Source organism: Paenibacillus thermoaerophilus, assembly GCF_005938195.1.
In the GTDB taxonomy this organism is placed as follows: domain Bacteria; phylum Bacillota; class Bacilli; order Paenibacillales; family Reconciliibacillaceae; genus Paenibacillus_W; species Paenibacillus_W thermoaerophilus.
Genome location: NZ_VCQZ01000014.1, coordinates 40,249 through 57,857, shown reverse-complemented (window position 1 = coordinate 57,857; position 17,609 = coordinate 40,249). Strand labels below are relative to the sequence as shown.

General features: G+C 62.4%; 12 protein-coding genes. 3 read left to right on the top strand and 9 right to left on the bottom strand.

Annotation, left to right across the window (positions count from 1 at the left end):
* Positions 1-19: 19 nt before the first annotated feature.
* Together FE781_RS11090 and FE781_RS11085 are read right to left on the bottom strand one after the other, a co-directional pair.
* Positions 20-1,948: a putative bifunctional diguanylate cyclase/phosphodiesterase gene (locus FE781_RS11090; RefSeq protein WP_138789692.1), complete on the bottom strand. Its 1,929-nt coding sequence runs from the start codon at positions 1,946-1,948 to the stop codon at positions 20-22.
* A gap of 468 nt (positions 1,949-2,416) precedes the next feature.
* Positions 2,417-3,490 carry a Gfo/Idh/MocA family protein gene (locus tag FE781_RS11085; protein ID WP_138789739.1) on the bottom strand — a complete coding sequence of 358 codons (1,074 nt, stop codon included), beginning with the start codon at positions 3,488-3,490 and terminating at the stop codon, positions 2,417-2,419.
* Between the two features lie 229 nt (positions 3,491-3,719).
* Here FE781_RS11085 and FE781_RS11080 point away from each other — a divergent pair, with 229 nt between their 5' ends.
* Entirely contained in the window at positions 3,720-4,256 is a 537-nt protein-coding gene (locus FE781_RS11080; protein ID WP_138789691.1) for a hypothetical protein, read from the top strand.
* Between the two features lie 418 nt (positions 4,257-4,674).
* Here FE781_RS11080 and FE781_RS11075 read toward each other — a convergent pair whose 3' ends face one another.
* From FE781_RS11075 to FE781_RS11060, 4 genes are all read right to left on the bottom strand, one after another.
* Positions 4,675-5,349 (bottom strand): bifunctional 2-keto-4-hydroxyglutarate aldolase/2-keto-3-deoxy-6-phosphogluconate aldolase, encoded by a 675-nt coding sequence (locus FE781_RS11075; RefSeq protein ID WP_138789690.1) that lies wholly within the window; start codon positions 5,347-5,349, stop codon positions 4,675-4,677.
* Positions 5,350-5,367: 18 nt separating this feature from the next.
* Complete coding sequence (locus FE781_RS11070) at positions 5,368-6,330, bottom strand: sugar kinase (protein ID WP_281281891.1); 963 nt, start codon at positions 6,328-6,330, stop codon at positions 5,368-5,370.
* A gap of 37 nt (positions 6,331-6,367) precedes the next feature.
* Positions 6,368-7,135, bottom strand: coding sequence for a 2-dehydro-3-deoxy-D-gluconate 5-dehydrogenase KduD (gene kduD, locus FE781_RS11065; protein ID WP_138789689.1), 768 nt, complete (start codon positions 7,133-7,135; stop codon positions 6,368-6,370).
* Positions 7,136-7,490: 355 nt separating this feature from the next.
* A complete protein-coding gene (locus FE781_RS11060; protein WP_138789688.1) occupies positions 7,491-8,369 on the bottom strand; it encodes an inositol monophosphatase family protein in 879 nt (292 codons plus the stop codon).
* Positions 8,370-8,812: 443 nt separating this feature from the next.
* On the opposite strand from FE781_RS11060, the gene FE781_RS11055 reads away from it, so the two are divergent.
* Positions 8,813-9,610 (top strand): hydroxypyruvate isomerase family protein, encoded by a 798-nt coding sequence (locus tag FE781_RS11055; RefSeq protein WP_211346347.1) that lies wholly within the window; start codon positions 8,813-8,815, stop codon positions 9,608-9,610.
* Positions 9,594-10,631 carry an aldo/keto reductase gene (locus FE781_RS11050; protein WP_246068143.1) on the top strand — a complete coding sequence of 346 codons (1,038 nt, stop codon included), beginning with the start codon at positions 9,594-9,596 and terminating at the stop codon, positions 10,629-10,631. The genes FE781_RS11055 and FE781_RS11050 overlap by 17 nt, the downstream gene beginning before the upstream one ends.
* A gap of 942 nt (positions 10,632-11,573) precedes the next feature.
* On the opposite strand, the gene FE781_RS11040 is transcribed toward FE781_RS11050, so the two are convergent.
* From FE781_RS11040 to FE781_RS11030, 3 genes are all read right to left on the bottom strand, one after another.
* Complete coding sequence (locus tag FE781_RS11040; protein WP_138789686.1) at positions 11,574-13,430, bottom strand: ABC transporter ATP-binding protein; 1,857 nt, start codon at positions 13,428-13,430, stop codon at positions 11,574-11,576.
* Positions 13,423-15,171 (bottom strand): ABC transporter ATP-binding protein, encoded by a 1,749-nt coding sequence (locus tag FE781_RS11035; protein WP_138789685.1) that lies wholly within the window; start codon positions 15,169-15,171, stop codon positions 13,423-13,425. The genes FE781_RS11040 and FE781_RS11035 overlap by 8 nt, the downstream gene beginning before the upstream one ends.
* Positions 15,172-15,646: 475 nt before the next feature.
* A complete protein-coding gene (locus FE781_RS11030) occupies positions 15,647-17,566 on the bottom strand; it encodes a sensor histidine kinase (RefSeq protein WP_138789684.1) in 1,920 nt (639 codons plus the stop codon).
* Positions 17,567-17,609 lie beyond the last annotated feature (43 nt).

Below are 17,609 nucleotides of genomic sequence, written 5' to 3'. Positions count from 1 at the left end.
GGAGCGGCTTCGCGGTCCGCTAGGCGCTGGCCTGCGATCCCGGCACCTCCAGGCGGCCGACGCGCAGCAAATTTTGGATGCCTTCCTCGTCGACGGGGCGGCTGAACAGATACCCTTGCAGAAAGTCGCACTGGAGCTCGTGCAAAATGCGGTACTGCGCTTCGGTCTCGATCCCTTCGGCCACCACCCGAAGGTTCAGCTTGTGCACCAGGTCGATGATGGATTCGACAATCGTGCGGTCGGCTTCGACCTCCTCCAGCCGATTGGTGAACGATTTGTCGATCTTCAGTTGGGTAATCGGCAGCAGCCGCAAATAATTCAGAGAGGAATACCCCGTCCCGAAGTCGTCCAGCGCGATCTGGACCCCGATCTCCCTCAACCGGTCGAGCACCGGCTTGACGCTGTCCATCGATTCGATCAGCATGCTTTCGGTTATTTCGAGCTCCAGATAAGCCGGGTCGATGCCGGTTTCCCAGACGATGCGGCGCACCGTATTGGCGAAATCACGAGCCTTCAGTTGGACGGCGGAGATGTTCACCGACATGAGCACATCCCGGCCAAGCTGCTGCTTCCAATTCACCTGGGCCTGACAGGCGGTGCGCAAGATCCACTCCCCAAGCGTGACGATCATGCCCGTCTCTTCCGCCAGCGGGATAAAATCGCCCGGCTGAATCAACTGGCCGTCGCTGTCGCGCCAGCGGACGAGCGCCTCGACGCCCCGGATCACGCCGGTTCCGCTTTCGATTTGCGGCATGTAATGCAGCTCGAATTCCCGCCACGCCATCGCCTGTTTCAGCTTTTCTTCCAAGGCGGCGCGCCTGTACAGCGAGTCGGACATCGACTTGTCGTACATCCGCCAGGTGTTGCGGCCCGCTTCCTTGGCTTTGTACACGGCCATATCGCAGAACTGCATCAGCTCTTCGGGCGTCCGGGCGTGGTCGGGATAGATCGCGAGGCCCATGCTGACCGTCAGCACCGCCTGGCGGCCGCCGAACCTCAACGGCTCCTGGAACGCCGCCTTCAGCCGGTTGGCCATTTCCCCGATATCCTCGCCGCGGTCCATGCATTCCCGGACAATCGCGAACTCGTCTCCGCCGAGGCGCACCAACCGGTCGTTTTTGCCCAGCATCCGGCTCAGCCGGCTCGCGGTCTGAACCAGCAAACCGTTGCCGAACGTATGCCCTGCCGTATCGTTCATCGTCTGGAAATGGTCGAGATCCAGGATGATGAGCCCGACCGATTTGCGGCGCAAGGCGGCGCGTTCCATGATCCGTCCGAGCTTGTCCGACAGGAACATCCGGTTCGGGAGTCCGGTCAACGCATCGTAGTAAGCCCGGCGCTTCAGTTCCCTCTCCATCTCCTGCCGCTTTTTTTCGCCGGTTATCATGTAGTCGTACAACGCCGCAGTCGCCGGGTACAGGAGGCATACGAGCAGCCCTGCCCCTTTGAACGGTTCGGAGGACGGATTCTCACCCGGAACGATGGACAAGACGGACAGCAGGCTGATCGTCAGCAGAAGGCCCAGCGTCCAGACCGAACGGAACGGATACGGCAGCAGCTCGCGGCGCCGGGTCCATTCGAACAAGATGCCGATCAGGACGGCCGATCCGATTAATACGAGACTCCCCGTCAATCCCGCTCCTCCCAGCCATATCCGATACAGCATCGCCGCCAGGCCGACGACGAACCCTGCGGCGTACCCCGCGTGTCGGACGGCCAAGGCAACCATAATGGCGCCGGCATCAAACGGGATGCCGGGAGCGATCTCCGCCGAGGTCCAGATCGAGAATACCGCCACGGCCACGAATCCGGCGCCGTGAATCAGGCTTCCAACCCAGCCCCGATCGGGAGCCAGCCAATCCGTCAGCTTGCCGGCAATCGCTGCCGCGACGAACAAAAACGCAGCATATTGCCCAAGCGTAATGATGACCTCATAGTTGAATGCCAACGTGTTCGACCTCCCGACGGTGTGCCTGACTCCTGCCCGATCGCATTCGTTGCCGTTTATGGTCCGAGAGGCCCCGAGACGGACTTGGGCTCCGCTCCGGCACGAGCTTCTCGGCTATGTATTCAAACGTTGCAAGGATTCGCATGATGGGGCAGCCGCTTCAAAGTTTATCCCGTCATTCCCTAGATCTGCCATATTCTTTTCTCCGCCTCTCCTTGCAATTCCTGCTTTTTCGACAAAATTTGTCGCCCTTCTCCGGGAATAAACGGCCGCGGCATCCGGAAGAAGCCGCCCTAGGTCCAGACGGATTTCGGTTGGGCTCTCCCGGAGGCTTCGGCCTAAAGCCGGGATGCGCTCTTCGCCGTTACGGCAGCACTGCCGCGCCCCGCCTGCCGCATTCGGCCCGAAAAAAAACTTCGCCCGGCAGCCTCCGAGGCCGTCCGGACGAAGTTTGTATGAAAAGGTGGCTTACAGCGACCAGTCGAGCTGCACTTCCCGCCCCGTTCTCGACGATTCGTAGATCGCGTCGAGAATGAGGTTGTTGGCGAGGCCCGTCATCGCGTTCGTGATCGGCTCCTTGCCTTCGCGGATGCACTCCGCGAAATGCCGGTTCAACTGTTGGCGGGAGTCCTCGACGACCTCCGGCCGCTCCAGCGGAATATCAACGGCGCGATCGTACAGTTCCGCCAGCAGCGTGCCTTCGCCGCCCCGGAGCGATGCGCCGCCTTCGGAGCCGAGCAGATGCACATACGGCTTCGAGTCGGTGTCCATGTGCACCGCCCAGCTTACGTCCAGATTCAGCACGCTGCCGTCTTCCATGCGCACGATCGCCGTCGCCGAATCCTCGACGTCATAACGGCCGTTCCAATCCGGCGTTCCCCAGTTGCCGATTCCTTTCTTCTTGGGACCGATCTCGCTGTAGACGGCGCCCGTCACGGATACCGGCTTCGGGTTGCCGGCGAGGTACAACGACAGATCCAGCAGATGCACGCCGATATCGATCAGCGGGCCGCCGCCGCTTTTGGCCATTTGCGTAAACCAGGTGCCCCATCCCGGAATCCCCTTCCGGCGCATCCAGCCGCACTTGATATTGTAAATCCGCCCGAATGCGCCTTTCTCGGATTGCTTCTTGATCTCCTGGGCCGCCCATTCCCAGCGCATCTGGTGCGGGATCATCAGCGTCAGGCCCGTCTCGCGTTGAGCCCGGACGATATCCTTGGCCGCCTGCAGGTTGATGGCCATCGGCTTCTCCAGCATCACGTGTTTGCCGGCGCGCAGAGCTTTGATGGCGATCGGCGCATGCCATTCGTTCGAGACGGCGATGACGACGGCATCGGTCGTGTCCGCCTCGATCAGCGCGTCCGCATTTTCGTAGACGTGCGGGATGCCGTGCTCCTCCGCCCGTTTCTTCGCCAGCGGCAAATAAGCGTCCGTCACAGCCGTTACGACGAAGTCCGGACTCGATTTAAATCCGATAATGTGGACGTTCCCGATATTGCCGGCTCCGATGACGCCGACGCGAATCTTTTCTCCCACCCGTATCATCTCCATCTTATTCTTCCTTGCTGCTTCTTGTCTCATTGTACCTCAACCTCGAGCCGATTGAAAAACAACTATTTGACCTTTTTATATACTATTTGGTTGTTTTTTTGACAAATCGGCCGTTCCGGCGGCGAGACGGCGCCGCACTCGTTATTGTTTTTTTGATACGTACGTGCTAAAATAACTTCGTAATCATACACTGTACTAAAAAACACAACAAGGAGAGCCCATGATCGCTGCATTTATTATCGGATGCGAAATCGGTTTTTGGTTATTCGTGCTGGCCGGCCTGTTTTTTCGGTATCGGCTTGGCTACCGGAAAACCGGAGCCGTGCTGCTCGCCTGTACGCCCCTGGTCGATCTGGCTTTAATTGTCGCGACGGTCCTCGACCTGCGCGGCGGAGCCGAATCGACCGCCATGCACGGAGCGGCGGCCCTCTATATCGGCCTCTCGGTCGCCTACGGACACCGGATGATCCGCTGGGCCGACGAGCGGTTCCGTCACCGCTTCGCGGGCGGCCCCGCCCCGGAACCCCCTCCCAAGCACGGCCGGGAGCACGCCAAACGCGAGGTGAAGCTCTGGTTCCTTCATCTCGCCGCGTGGGCCATCGGATGCGCCATCTTGCTCGGGATGATCTGGCTGGTCGGAGACGCCGGCCGCACGGCCGCTCTGTCCGGCTGGCTTCGGCTGTGGACGATTGTGCTCGCCGTCGATTTTCTGTGGAGCTTCAGCTATCTCATCTGGCCCAAAAAGGCGAAAAGCTGAGCAGGACCCGGCCGCTCCCGTCCTTCGAACCGGGATGAAACGCCGTCTTCCGTCACCGGCACGGTGCGGTCCGGGCGGGTTTTGGTCCGCCTGCGCGGGGCGGAACTCGGCTTGCCCTGGCGAGGGAAGCGGTACTTTTTATCGCTAATGCCCCAAAAATCGCGGTCCGTGACGGGCTTGGCGATATAAAATATCGGTGAAGGGCCGGTTTCCCGGCTCTTTTCGCTTATTTCGCAACGGTAGCGATAGTTTGTATCGCTATACAAATGCGGAAGCCGCGGCACGGACCGTTTGCGATATTTTCCATCCGGAAAATCGCAGGGCGCTTCCGCCCATATAAAAAGCTGCCCCGAACGCACAAGCTTCGGGACAGCTTTTTCGCGCGCGCATGCGGATTCCGCGGCCGTGCCGGGCCTGATCAGGAGCCCGAACGGGCCGACCGGTACACTTCCATGTATTGCGCCGCTCGCTTGGCGATCAGGCTGAAGTCGCCCGTTTTCACCGCGTCGTTCGTCAGATCGGAGCCGATGCCGACGGCCACCGCGCCCGCCTTGATCCACTGCGCCAGATTGTCGAGCGACACGCCTCCCGTCGGCATCAGGTTCGCCTGCGGCAGCGGCCCTTTAATCGCTTTGATCATCCCCGGCGAGAACAGGTTGCCCGGGAACAGCTTGCAGATATCCACGCCGAGATCAAGCGCCGATTGGATCTCCTGAACGGTCATCACGCCCGGCATGACCGGAATCCGGTACCGGTTGCACAGCTTCACCGTATCCGGATTGAACGAAGGGCCGACCACGAACTCGGAGCCGCTCAGGATCGCCGCGCGGGCCGTCTCCGGATCGAGCACCGTGCCGGCGCCGATAACCGCGTACCGGGAATCGTCCTTGCCTTTCGCGTCGCTGCTGTATTTGGCGGCCAGCCGCTCGATGGCGCCCAGCGCTCCGGGCGTCGTCATGGTCACTTCGATGACTTTGATGCCGCCCGCGATGGACTGCTCCGCCATCTCGACGACCTCGTCGGCGGACCGGCCGCGCAATACCGCAACGACGCCGTCCTCGCATATTTGCTGAATGAGCTTTAATTTTTTCATGGCGAACGATTAGCCTCCTTAACGTTCCACGTGCTTGCGGTTCGAGAGAACCGCCTCGACCTCGTCCCAGGTCGGGACGCCTTCCCAGTCGCCTTCCACCTGAACGACCATGCAGCCGAGCAGATTGCCCAGCCGAACCGCCTCTTCGAGGCTGTAACCGATCCGCAGCCCCTTCAGGAAGCCGGCGCAGAACGCGTCGCCCGCCCCGACCGTATCGACGACCCGCTCCGCTTTGAAATACGGCACGGCCGTAACGCGGTCGCGCTCGACAATATACGTCTCGTCGTTGCCGCCCTTGACGATCGATACGGCGCGGAGCCCGCGCAGGCGGGCGACGATCTCGTCGAACGATTCCGTCTCGTAGAGCAGCTTCAGCTCGTCGAGCCCCGGCAGGAAATAGTCGGCCTCGGCCGCCAGCTCCAGTAATACCGGGCGGGCTTCGTCGATCGTCCACAGCTTGAGCCGCAGATTCGGGTCGAAGCTGACGGTGACGCCGTGCTTGCGCGCCAGACGGACGGCGGCGCGCACCGTCTCCGCGCAATCGGCGCTGAGCGCGGGCGTAATGCCGGTGACGTGCAGCACTTTGGCCGACGCGATGTAGTCTTCGTCCAGATGCGCGGGCGTCATGCGGCTGGCCGCGGAGAAGCGGCGGTAATAGAAGACGGACGATTTGCCGTTCACCGTCTCGCGCAGCATCAGCCCGGTCGGCGCGTCCTCCGCGAACGTGACGCGGGACACGTCGACGCCCTCGCCCCGGATGCGCTTGGCGATCATCCGGCCCAGCGGATCGGCGCCCAGACGGCCGAACCAGCCGACCGGCACGCCCAGACGCGCCAGCCCGATCGCCACGTTCGATTCCGCGCCGCCGAACGATTTGTCCAGCGACGCCGCGTATTCCAGCCCTTTGTTGCCGGGCGGCATGAGCAAAGCCATCGATTCCCCGAAGGTGATCACCTCGGGAGCTTGTCCGTATGCGTGCAAGAGAATTGCCTCCTCGTGTCGGGTGCGGCGCCCGGCGTCAGCGCGCCATCCAACCGCCGTCGACGCACAGGATATGTCCGTTCATATAGTCGGAAGCGGAAGAAGCGAGGAAGACGACCGGCCCGGCCAAATCTTCCGGCGTGCCCCAGCGGCCTTGCGGAATACGCTCCAAGATCGAACGGCTGCGCTCCGGATCTTTGCGAAGCGCTTCCGTGTTGTCCGTCGCCATATAGCCGGGCGCAATCGCGTTGACGTTGATGCCCTTGGACGCCCATTCGTTGGCGAACGCCTTGGTCAGGCCCGCGACCGCGTGCTTGCTGGCCGTATATCCCGGCACGTTGATGCCGCCCTGGAAGCTCAGCATCGAGGCGATGTTGATGATTTTGCCGTAACCCTGCTTGACCATCTCGCGAGCGGCAAGCTGGCACAGGAAAAAGACGGCGTTCAGGTTGAGATCAAGCACGTCGTGCCAATCCTGAGCCGAGTGGTCGATGGCCGGCGTGCGGCGGATGATGCCGGAGTTGTTAACCAGAATGTCGAGCCGTCCCGCCAACTCGATCGTGCTGGAGATGACGCCGGGAAGCTCGGCTTCGTTGGCCAGGTTCGCCTTGATGCCGTAGAACTTGCGGCCAAGCCCTTCCACGATGGCTTGCGTCTCCGCCGTGCGTCCGCTGCTGCTGACGCCGACGATGTCCGCGCCCGCGCGCGCCAGTCCGACGGCCAGCCCTTGGCCGAGCCCGACGCCGGCGCCGGTTACGAGAGCGACTTTTCCGGTCAAGTCAAAAGGATTGCCAGGATTGCTCATTCCCATGAATCTCCTTCCGTGATTTAAACGTTTAAAAGACCTTGATGCTTCCCATTATAGCGTAATACCGCGCACTCGCCAACAGGACGCTTTTGGGGACGTCCGCTCGTCCGAAACGCCGCCGGGCGGCCAATCCCGCTTTGGTCTTCCCCGGACCGAAGCGAGGGCCGGACCAAGACACGGCCGAAAGCCCTTATAACCGAACAGGCCGCGCAGCGCGGATCGCGGCTTCCTCGCCCGAACCGCACGGCGGCGGGCCGCGACCTCCCCGCCCGAATCGGCACGGCGGCCGTCCGCAGCTCCCGCGACGATAAAACGGCGCCCCCGTTGCGGCGGGAGCGCCGTTTTTATCCTTTTATTGCCCGCCGGATGGCGGCTCGTATCCTGTCGCGTTCGCCGCGCGCAGCTCGGACACGAGCTCGTCGTGGATCGCTCCGTTCGAGGCGGCGATATGACGCGTCGTCAACCGGTAAGGCCGGCCGGCCGTATCCGTGACCCGCCCGCCGGCTTCCTGCACAAGCAAGGCGCCCGCGGCGACGTCCCACGCGTTCAGGCCCAGCTCCCAGAAGCCGCTGAGCCGGCCGGCCGAGACGTACGCGAGATGGAGCGCGGCAGAGCCGATCGTGCGGATGTTGCGCGAGCGCGTCGCCAGATGCCGGATGCCGAGCAGGTTGATCGGCAGATTGCGGTCCGTATCCGCCGGAAAACCGGTTGCGAGCAGGCTGTCCGCCAGCGTTGCTTCTTCCGATACCCGCGCCCGCTTGCCCCGGACGTACGCGCCCTTCCCTTTCTCGGCCACAAACAACTCGTCCCTCACCGGATCGTACACGACGCCGACAATCACCTCGCCGCGATGCGCAAGCGCGATCGATACCGAGAAAAACGGCAAGCCGTGAACAAAGTTCGTCGTGCCGTCCACCGGATCGACAATCCAGACGTATTCGGCCTGTTCCGCCCGCTCCGGAGTCAGCAAGTCCTCTTCGTCCCCGCCGACCCCTTCCTCGCCCAAAAAGGCGTGCTGCGGAAAATGCGTCCGGATCAGGTTCCGGATCATCGTTTCCGCGCCTTTGTCGACTTCCGTCACGAGGTCGCGTGAAGACGATTTCATTTCGAGCTTGGAAAATTGGCCGAGGCGCGTCTGAATCCATTCGCCCGCCTTGGCGGCCGTGCTGATGGCAACAGCCGTAAAGCTTTTTCCCGATACCGTATACAAAGGCTTAGTTGGCCCGGACATGTTCGCTATCACTCTTTCCAAACGTTTTTGTTCCCTTCCTAGTATAATAGAAATACGAATAAAAAGCTTCCTCTGTTTCACCCAAATATTTGTAACCGTGATCGGCCGTCCGCCGGACGGATTGCGCCCCCGCTGGCCGCTTGCGGCTGCCGGCGTCCGCGATGGCCGGACCGGGACCGCCATCGGCTGCCGCCGCGCGGAGCATGCCCGGACGTGCGGAAGCGGACGCCTCCCGGCTCGCGGGCGCGGGCTTTTTCGGATTCGGAAGGCTTTTGTTTGCCGCTTGATCGTTAATTCGACAACATTTTCGCGCAGGCTGCGGTAAGCTTATGATGTCTCGCGGGTCCGGGTTTTAGGGCTTTGTGATGGATGACGGATGGATGATGGGCGGACGTTAGCGACTGCCGGCCGTCGTGCCGGACTTTTTTGAAGGGGGACGCAGCATGATTTTTTCGCCGTCGCTGGAGATGGTATTCGCGGATACGGAGCTGGCGTTCGAAGAACGAATGCGTCTGATTCGCAGGCTCGGGTTCGGCGCCTTCGAGTTCTGGGGCTGGTGGAACAAGGACATCGGGGCGATCGACCGCGAACGCAGGCGGCTCGGGTTGGAGATCGCTTCGTTCTGCACGCGGATGATTCCGCTCACGGACCCCGCCCGGCGCGCCGAGTTTGTGGACGGCCTGCGGGAATCGCTGGAGGCGGCGGCCCGGCTGGAATGCCGCACGCTGATCGCCCAGACGGGTCCCGAACGCGGGGACATGGACCGGGCAGAGCAGAGACGGAGCGTCATCGACGGGCTTCGCGCCTGCGTGCCGCATCTGGAGGCGGCGGGCGTGCAACTGGTCGTCGAGCCGCTGAATACGCGGATCGACCATCCCGGCTACTTCCTCACGACGACGCGGGAAGCCTGCGACATCCTCGAGCAGGTGGGCAGCCCGTCCGTCAAGCTGTTGTTCGACGTCTACCACCAGCACATTACCGAGGGAAACCTGATTTCGAACCTGACGGACAATATCGGCAAGATCGGATATCTTCATATCGCGGATCATCCCGGCCGCCACGAGCCGGGAACGGGCGAGATCCATTACGGCGGCGTGCTGGAGGCAATTCGGCTCGCCGGTTATCGCGGTTACGTCGGGCTGGAATTCAGGCCGACCGGCCATCCGGCCGACGCGCTGGCCCCTTATGCGGACCGGACGGCAACGGGAAAGGAGCGGCAAGCCGATGCAAACGCCATCTGAGCGCTCCCGCGCGCCCGAATTCCCGCCCGATAGCGGTTCGGCGCATCCGCGCAGACGGCTGGGGCCGTCCGATCTGATGTTCTCCCCGATCGGACTGGGCTGCTGGCAGTTCAGCCGGGGGCGGGGCATCGTCGGCAAGTATTGGGGCAAGCTGGAGGAAACCGCGATGACGGACATCGTGCGCGAATGTCTGGCCGGCGGCGTCAATTGGTTCGATACCGCCGAAATATACGGCAGCGGTCAATCGGAGCAGTCCCTCGCCCGCGCGCTGGACGAGATCGACATACAGCCCGGCCAGGCGCATATCGCTACCAAATGGTGGCCCCTGCTCCGGACGTCGGCCAGCATCGCCAAGACGATCGAGCTTCGCTGCCGGGCACTCAGCGGGCACCCGATCTCGCTGTATCAGGTGCATCAGCCCTACTCGTTCTCTTCCGTCGCCGCGGAGATGCGCGAGATGGCCAAACTCGCGGAAGACGGCCGCATCGGCCAGATCGGCGTCAGCAACTATTCCGCCCGCCAGATGCGTACGGCGGACAAAACCTTGCGCGGGTACGGCCTGCGCCTGACGTCGAATCAGGTGAAGTTCAGCCTGCTGGACCGGCGCATCGAGCACGACGGCGTGCTGGAGACGGCCAAGGAACTCGGCGTCGCCATCATCGCCTACAGTCCGCTCGAGCAGGGGCTGCTGACCGGGAAGTTCCATCGGCGCAAGGAGCTGGCGGCCGAGCTGCAAGGTCCGCGCAAATGGATGCCCTCCTTCCGGCCGGACGGACTGAAGCGCGTCGAACCGCTCATCTCGCGGCTGGAGGAGATCGCCGAGGCACGGGGCGCCTCGGTCTCCCAGATCGCCCTGGCGTGGCTGCTCGGCGCGCACGGGGATACGGTGTTCGCCATTCCCGGCGCCTCCAGGCCCGAGCACGCACGAGACAACGCCGGAGCCATGTCCGTCCGGCTAACGGCGGATGAGCGGGCCGAATTGTCGGAGCTGTCGGATAGGGTGCGCAAGCGGCGGGCGTAAGGGCTGCTTTCAACGAACGGGGCTTGCTCAATAGGGCATGAGCCGTTTGCGGCTCGGAAGGGCCGGGTGGTCCGTTGGCAAGAGCGGCATAGGGTCCAGGACAGCGGGCGCGGTCCGCTTGAGCGGGGAACAAGCTTCGAGCTGCGCGGGCGTATTTCGACGGGCATACTTCGCCAGCGAGGCTGTACCCGGATCTGCTTCGCCGGCGGAGGCTGCACCCGGGTCTGCTTCGCCGGCTGGGGCTGCCCCGGGGTGGCTGATTCGCCGATTGGCGGCGGCACGGCGACTCTTTGCCTTTGGATGCCGTCCGTATCCGATACAAAATATCGTTAACGCGGCCATACCGCGGCTTCCGTATGCGAATAGCGATACAAAATATCGCTATCGCCCAGAAATCGGCTCAAAAACCCGGAAAACGGGGGATTTTCCGATATTTTGTATCGTTAAACCAGACGGAGGGGCGCGAATTCTCGGCGATAGCGATAAAAAATACCGCTAAGCCGTGCCTCGGCAGCCGAGCGGAAACCAAGCCGGGCGGCAAACCGCCACAAACGGGAGCCGGGAGTGTCTTTGAACCATGAAGGGCCGGCGGTTGCGCCGTTTTCGGCGTTCCAACGATTCCGGCGTTCCCAACGGGGACTGCGGCGACGGTTTGCGACTGCGGCGATAATTTGAGACTGCTGCGACAGTTTACGATTGCGACGATGGTTTGCACCTGCTGCGATGGCGGCCAAGGCGGACACGGAGGACTGATGGCTCTCGGTTGCCGATCACTTCCTTGCGCAAGAAAGCGGCCATCGACCGGAAAGCGAAAAATGGCGGCACACGGGATTCGCCCGTGCGCCGCCATTTTGCATGCCGTTCGCATTTCCTGTTGGGACAGCCCCGTTCCGCCCTGGGAAGCCGTTTCCGCTCTCCCCGCCCTCTGCGGATGCGTCGGGATCAAGCCGGCGAGGTCGGCCGAAGCCGGCCGTCCGCGCCCGGCGCGGTCGCATGGCCCGTACCCGAATGCCGGCACAGCTCCGCGTAATAACCGCCGTTCTTGATCAGATCGGCGTGCTTGCCCTGCTCGACGATCTGGCCGTCCCGCATGACGATAATCCGGTCGGCATGCCGCACCGTCGACAGCCGGTGCGCGATGACGAGCGTCGTCCGGCCGCGGGATACCGTCTCCAGCGCCCGCTGGATCAGGCGTTCCGTATGGGAGTCGAGATGCGCCGTCGCTTCGTCGAGAATCAGGATGCGCGGGCGGAACACCAGAATGCGCGCGAACGAGATCAACTGGCGCTCGCCGGCCGACAGGCCGCTTCCCCGCTCGGACAGCACGGTGTCGTAGCCGTCGCGAAGCCGGGCGATCATCGGGTGCGCGCCGACCGTGCGGCACGCCTCCACGACCGCCTCCTCCGGGATCTCCCGGCGGAACAAGCGGACGTTGTCGATGATGGAGCCGGAGAACAGATACGGCTCCTGCTGGACCAGCCCGACGATCGCATGCAGATCCCGCAAGGGCAGCGAGCGCACGTCGATATCGTCGATCAGCAGCGAGCCCGCCTTCACGTCGTAAAATCTCGGCAGCAGGTTGACCAGCGAGCTTTTGCCCGCCCCCGTCGTGCCGACGATGCCGACAAACTCCCCGGGGCGGATGTCGAGATCGATGCCGCGCAGCACCTCCGGCCCATCTCCATATGCGAACCGGACGCCGGCGAACGTAAGCTTGCCGGCGACCCGCTCGGGGTCCACCCGCACGGCGCGGTCTTCGGACGGATCGGCCACCTCCGGCTTGACGGAGAAGATGCGCCACAGCCGATCCAGCGACACCAGGGTCGACTGCATCGTGTTCCACTGCTGGGTCAACTGGTTGATCGGCTGGAAGAACTGCCGGATATAGCTGATAAAGGCGTATAAGACCCCGAATTCCAGTTGCTTGTTCAATACCGCCATGCCGCCGATCCAGACGATAAACGCCACGGCGACGTTGCCGAGCAAGTCGAACGTCCGGTTGAACGTAACCGAGTTGCGGATTTCCCGCAAACTTTCCATCCAGTATTTCTCGTTATGCCGGGTGAACCGTTTTTTCTGCTCCTTCTCCTGGTGGAACGCCTGGATGAGGCTCATGCCCGACAAATTCTCGGCCAGATAAGCGATCATCCGGGAAAGCTGCGTCCGCGTCCGGTGATACGAATTGCGCAGCAGCGTCCGGAAGGCGAAGGCGATCGCCGCGATAACCGGCAGCAGCACGAGGCTGTACAGCGCCAGCTCCACGTCCAGCGCGAACATGAAGCCGAGGATCAGCACCAGCGTCAATCCGTCGCGGATGAGACTCAGGAACACTTGCGTGAAAAATTGGTTGATCGTCTCCGTATCGCTGGATTCGTGCGTGACCAGGCTGCCGATGGGATACCGGTCGAAAAACGACATCGACAGCTTGGTGATATGCTCGAACAAATCTTTCCGCAGCGAAGCGACAATCGCCTGGCCGGCCCTCTGGATCAGATTGGCCATCCCATACGCGAGCAGCATCGCGGCGACGGCGGATACCAGGTAAGCGGCGCAGATGCCGATCAGCCAGCCCGTTCCTTTGTCGCCCAGCAAAATGTCGTTGTCGATCGCCACCTTGACGAGATACGGCTGCAGCAGATCCGCGGAGATCGCCCCGACGGCGCACAGCAGAATCAGCAGGAACGTCTTCCGGTGGGGTCGGGCATACCCGAACAGCAGCCGGAACGCGCGTCCCCGCCCCAGACTTGCGTCCGATTCCCGTTCCCGTTCCGGATGCGCCGCAGATGGACCGTTACTCATACGCCGCTCCCTCCTCCTGAATCGCATAGAGCTCCGCATACACGCCGCCAAGCCGCAGAAGCTGCTCGTGCGTGCCCCTCTCGACGATGCGCCCTTCCTCCAGCACGACGATTTCGTCCGCGTGCCGGACGGCGCTCAGCCGGTGCGCGATCAGAATCGTCGTCCGGCCTTTGCGCGACCGCCGCAGATTGCCCAGTATGCGCGTCTCCGTCACCGTATCGACCGCGCTGACGCTGTCGTCCAGCAGCAGGATCGGCGACTCCTTCAAGAAACCGCGGGCGAGACTCGCGCGCTGGCGCTGGCCGCCGGACAGCGTAACGCCCCGTTCGCCCAGCTTCGTGTCGTAGCCGTCCTTGAAGCCGGCGACGTTCCCGTGGAATTCCGCCAGCTTGGCCGCCGCCTCCACCTTCTCCCGGCTCGCCCCGCGATCGGAAAACGCGATGTTGTCGCGGATCGTCGTGCTGAACAAAAATCCGTCCTGAGGCACATAGGCGATCGATCCCCGCAAGCTCTCCAGAGAAAGCTCGCGAATATCCCGCCCGCCGATGCGGATCGTGCCCGCCGGAGGGTCGTACAGCCGCAAGAGCAGCTTCGCGAGCGTCGTTTTGCCGCTGCCCGTGCGCCCGACGATGCCGAGGGTGCGTCCCGGCGGCACCGAGATGGACAGATCGACCAGCACGGGCCGCTCCGTCCCCGGATATGCAAACGTTAAACCCGTGATTTCGATGCCCGCTTCCTCGCTGGCGGGCGCTTCCTTCGGCGAGTCGGTCTCCCGGATATCCGGCACTTCGGCCAGCAGCTCGTTCAGGCGGTCCAGCGAGGCGCGGGCGCGTTGAAACGTGTTGATGACGTTCCCGATCTGCTGCAGCGGCGTGACGATCAGCCGCAAATACAGCGTCAGCGCGACGAACAAGCCCAGCGACAGATGGCCGTGAATCGTCAGATACCCGCCGTAGCCGATGGCCGCCACCAGCGAGACCGCGCCGGCAAACGGCAGCAGCGCCTGAAAAAGCGACGTCGCCTTCACAAGCTGGAGCTGCTTGTCGCGAATATCGTCGACGCGCTCCCCGAACCGCTGCCTGGCGACCGGCTCGTTGCCGAACGTCTTGGTCACGCGGATGCCGCCGAACTGCTCCTCGGCCGACTCCGTCATCCGGGCCAGAGCCTCCTGGACCCGTCCCGACCGCGTCCGGATGATCGGGCCGAAGTAGATGACGAGCAGCGGAATCGACAGCAGCGGCAAGACGCATACCGCGAGCAGCCCGGCCGGAATGCCGCTCCACAGCATCATGGCGACCGACGTGACGAGAAGCACCGAGGCGTTCGTCATTTGGTTCAAGCTGTTGGCGATCGACTCCCGGACCGTCGTCACGTCGTTCATGAAGTAGCTCAGCAGCTTGCCGACGCCGTTCCCCCCGAAATACCGCTCGCTCAGCTTGGTGAAGTGGGCGAACAGCCGCTGTCTCACCCGAAATTCGAAGCGCCGGCCCAAGCGATGGTTCATATACTGTCCGGCTCCGAACAGCACCCCGTATCCGACGCCGATCGCCAGCAGGATCAGGCTGTACCTGCGGATCGCTTCCGCCGTAAGCCCGCCCCGCTGCAGCTCGTCCGTAAATTCCCCCAATATCCGCGGAAATTGGGCATGCACCAGGTTCGCCGCCGCGATCGACGCGACGCCGATCAGATACAGCCACCAATGCGCACGGATATGGCCGAATAACAACCGACTTCCGTTCATGCCTCCGCCTCCTCCTGAATGGACGGCGCGCGGCCGATCCTATGCAAGAACCGCGATCGGGCGCTCGCGATATCCGTTGGCGCTTGAAAAGCATAAGAGCCGCGGCAGGTTCGGCATCGTTCCTGCAGGGCTCCCTTGCGATCAATGGTGAACGGAGCCGCCGGAGGAACGTTGCCGCGATCCGGTTCCTCTCCGGCTCGGCCCGTCCCGCTCTGCGGCATTCCTTAACCGGCCGCTTAACCGTATTCCCGGCATCGGGCCGTCATGGGCCGTGCAACCGTGGCGCTTTCATTATAGTAGCTTTCCTTTCCCCGCTCAAACCGGATATTTCTGCAACCGGGCCGTTCTGGGCGCGTATGGCGGGAAAACCGCGCATTTTCCGGGAGATTCCAATGAATTCGGTTACACCCGTCCGATCGGCGGGGGAAACCGCCGCGAGCCGCAAGGATTTCCTCCTTCCCGTCCCGTCCGGGCGTCAACCGGCCGCTTCGGCCTCCCGGTCCTCTTCCGCTTCCACCGCCGGGAACCGCAGGATGGCTTCCGTGCCGACCCCTTTTTCGCTGCGGTATTCGATATGCCCCTGCATCGCTTCGACGATTCGGAACGCCACCATCAGGCCGAGTCCGGTTCCTTTGGTTTTGTTGGAGAAATAAGGCTCCCCCAGCCGGGCGAGCTCCTCGGGGCTCATGCCCGTCCCGTTGTCCTTGATGTGCACATAGACGTCGCCTTCCCGGCGGTACGCCCAGATGCGGATTTCTCCCCGCTCCTTCAGCGCCTCGATGCTGTTCTTCACGATATTGATTAACGCTTGCTTCAGCTTGGCCGAATGGCCGCCGATGTACAAATCCGGCGGCGCGTCGACGCAAAGCTTCGCCCCTTGAAGCTGCGCCATCGGAGCCAGCATGCTTTCAAGCCGCAGGAGCTCGTCCGACAGCTTCAGGATGCGCCAATCCTCCAGTTCCGGCCGGGCGAAAGCGAGAAAATCGCTGACGATGCCCGCGGCCCGGTCCAGCTCCGCCAGCGCCATCTCCACATACATCCGCTCCCGGCTGTCCGTCCGTTTTCCGAGCAGTTGCAAAAAGCCCCTCGTCACCTGCAGCGGGTTGCGGACCTCGTGGGCGACCGAAGCGGTAAGCTCGCTGACGATCTCCAGCTTCTCGTGCTTTTGCAGGTAGCGGTTGAACTTTTCAAGCTCCCGTGAATATTGCACGAGCCGGTGATGGTCGCATGCGAGGCGGCGGCCCAAAATGACGGTCAGCGATAGGACGAAGCCGATCACCCCCCATTTCCATAAGCCGAGCGGATAGTCCGCCGAAGTGGCGTAATACCAGACGAGCTCTCCGAGAGACAACGACGCCAGCCAAGCGAACCCGCAAGCGAACAGGATGGCGTTGCGCTCCCTCCGAACGGCGTGACGGACGCAGAACCCGACGAGAACAAGCAGTTGGAAGGCGATCACGGCGCCCAGGAACGTAACGGTTATCGGATACTGGATCGGATGCAGCTTGTTGTCCAGGGAGTAATTGAGTATCGTCAAGACGAGACAGAGGAAGGAGTAACCGATTTGGAACTTCCGGAATTTTTCCAGAAAAGAGGACCCGCCGGTCTCGAAGGCGTGCTCGAAAAAGTAGGTAAACGCGGGCAACAGCGTGTAAACGGCAAGGTCGAAAATCATGCGGTACAAATATCCGCAATGTCCGTGCAGCGTGTACAATATCGGAGAATACGTCAAGGCCATAAGGCCGAGCGCCAGCATAATGACCGACAGCGAGAGCCATCGGCGCAGTTGTCCGGAGGGGAGCAGACTGGCGCAAAACAGCATGATGGCCGAGGCCAGCAGGAAAGCCCCGCCGAATATCAGATCGTCCATGTCCTCGGCCGTATACGCCCGGAGCAACTGCGAATAGTTGCCGAACGTCATGTCGCCTTCGATGCCGATCCGGCCGGACGCGCTCTCCGCCTTGATCAACAGCGCGGTGTTGTCCCGCACGGGGAGGAGAACCCGATTCACGTCAAAGCCGTGATTCCGGGAAGATTCGTACAGAACGTCAAGATGCTGGTCATAAGCCGTAATGCGGTGGCCGTACAGGGTTCGGATATATAATCCGCTCTCGCCTTCTCCTCCTTCGGGCAATTCGACTCGAATCCATATGGCGCCGGTATTCCCGCCGGCCGCAACATTCGAACGGGAGCCGGCCGTCAGCCAGCCGCCGGTCTCTCCGGCAAGCTCCGCCTCCGTCGGTTCTTCCCCGGGTTCCGCCCATTTGTATTGCCATCGGTCGATGGTTTGCCCCGTCGGTGGAGTCCGATAGAACGCGTACAGCAAAATGACGGAGCTCAGCAGCGCGCAGGACAGCAAAAGCAAAATCGTGCCCCTTCGAATCGCTTGTCTCATAAAAACACCCGACCTGCTTAAAATGTGGAGTAAAGACAGAGCT

Coding starts and splice junctions, on each gene's coding strand:
- FE781_RS11080 (WP_138789691.1), top strand. CDS start 3,720: ATGATCGCTGCATTTATTATCGGATGCGAAATCGGTTTTTGGTTATTC.
- FE781_RS11075 (WP_138789690.1), bottom strand. CDS start 5,349: ATGAAAAAATTAAAGCTCATTCAGCAAATATGCGAGGACGGCGTCGTT.
- kduD (WP_138789689.1), bottom strand. CDS start 7,135: ATGAGCAATCCTGGCAATCCTTTTGACTTGACCGGAAAAGTCGCTCTC.
- FE781_RS11060 (WP_138789688.1), bottom strand. CDS start 8,369: ATGTCCGGGCCAACTAAGCCTTTGTATACGGTATCGGGAAAAAGCTTT.
- FE781_RS11055 (WP_211346347.1), top strand. CDS start 8,813: ATGATTTTTTCGCCGTCGCTGGAGATGGTATTCGCGGATACGGAGCTG.
- FE781_RS11050 (WP_246068143.1), top strand. CDS start 9,594: ATGCAAACGCCATCTGAGCGCTCCCGCGCGCCCGAATTCCCGCCCGAT.
- FE781_RS11040 (WP_138789686.1), bottom strand. CDS start 13,430: ATGAGTAACGGTCCATCTGCGGCGCATCCGGAACGGGAACGGGAATCG.
- FE781_RS11035 (WP_138789685.1), bottom strand. CDS start 15,171: ATGAACGGAAGTCGGTTGTTATTCGGCCATATCCGTGCGCATTGGTGG.
- FE781_RS11030 (WP_138789684.1), bottom strand. CDS start 17,566: ATGAGACAAGCGATTCGAAGGGGCACGATTTTGCTTTTGCTGTCCTGC.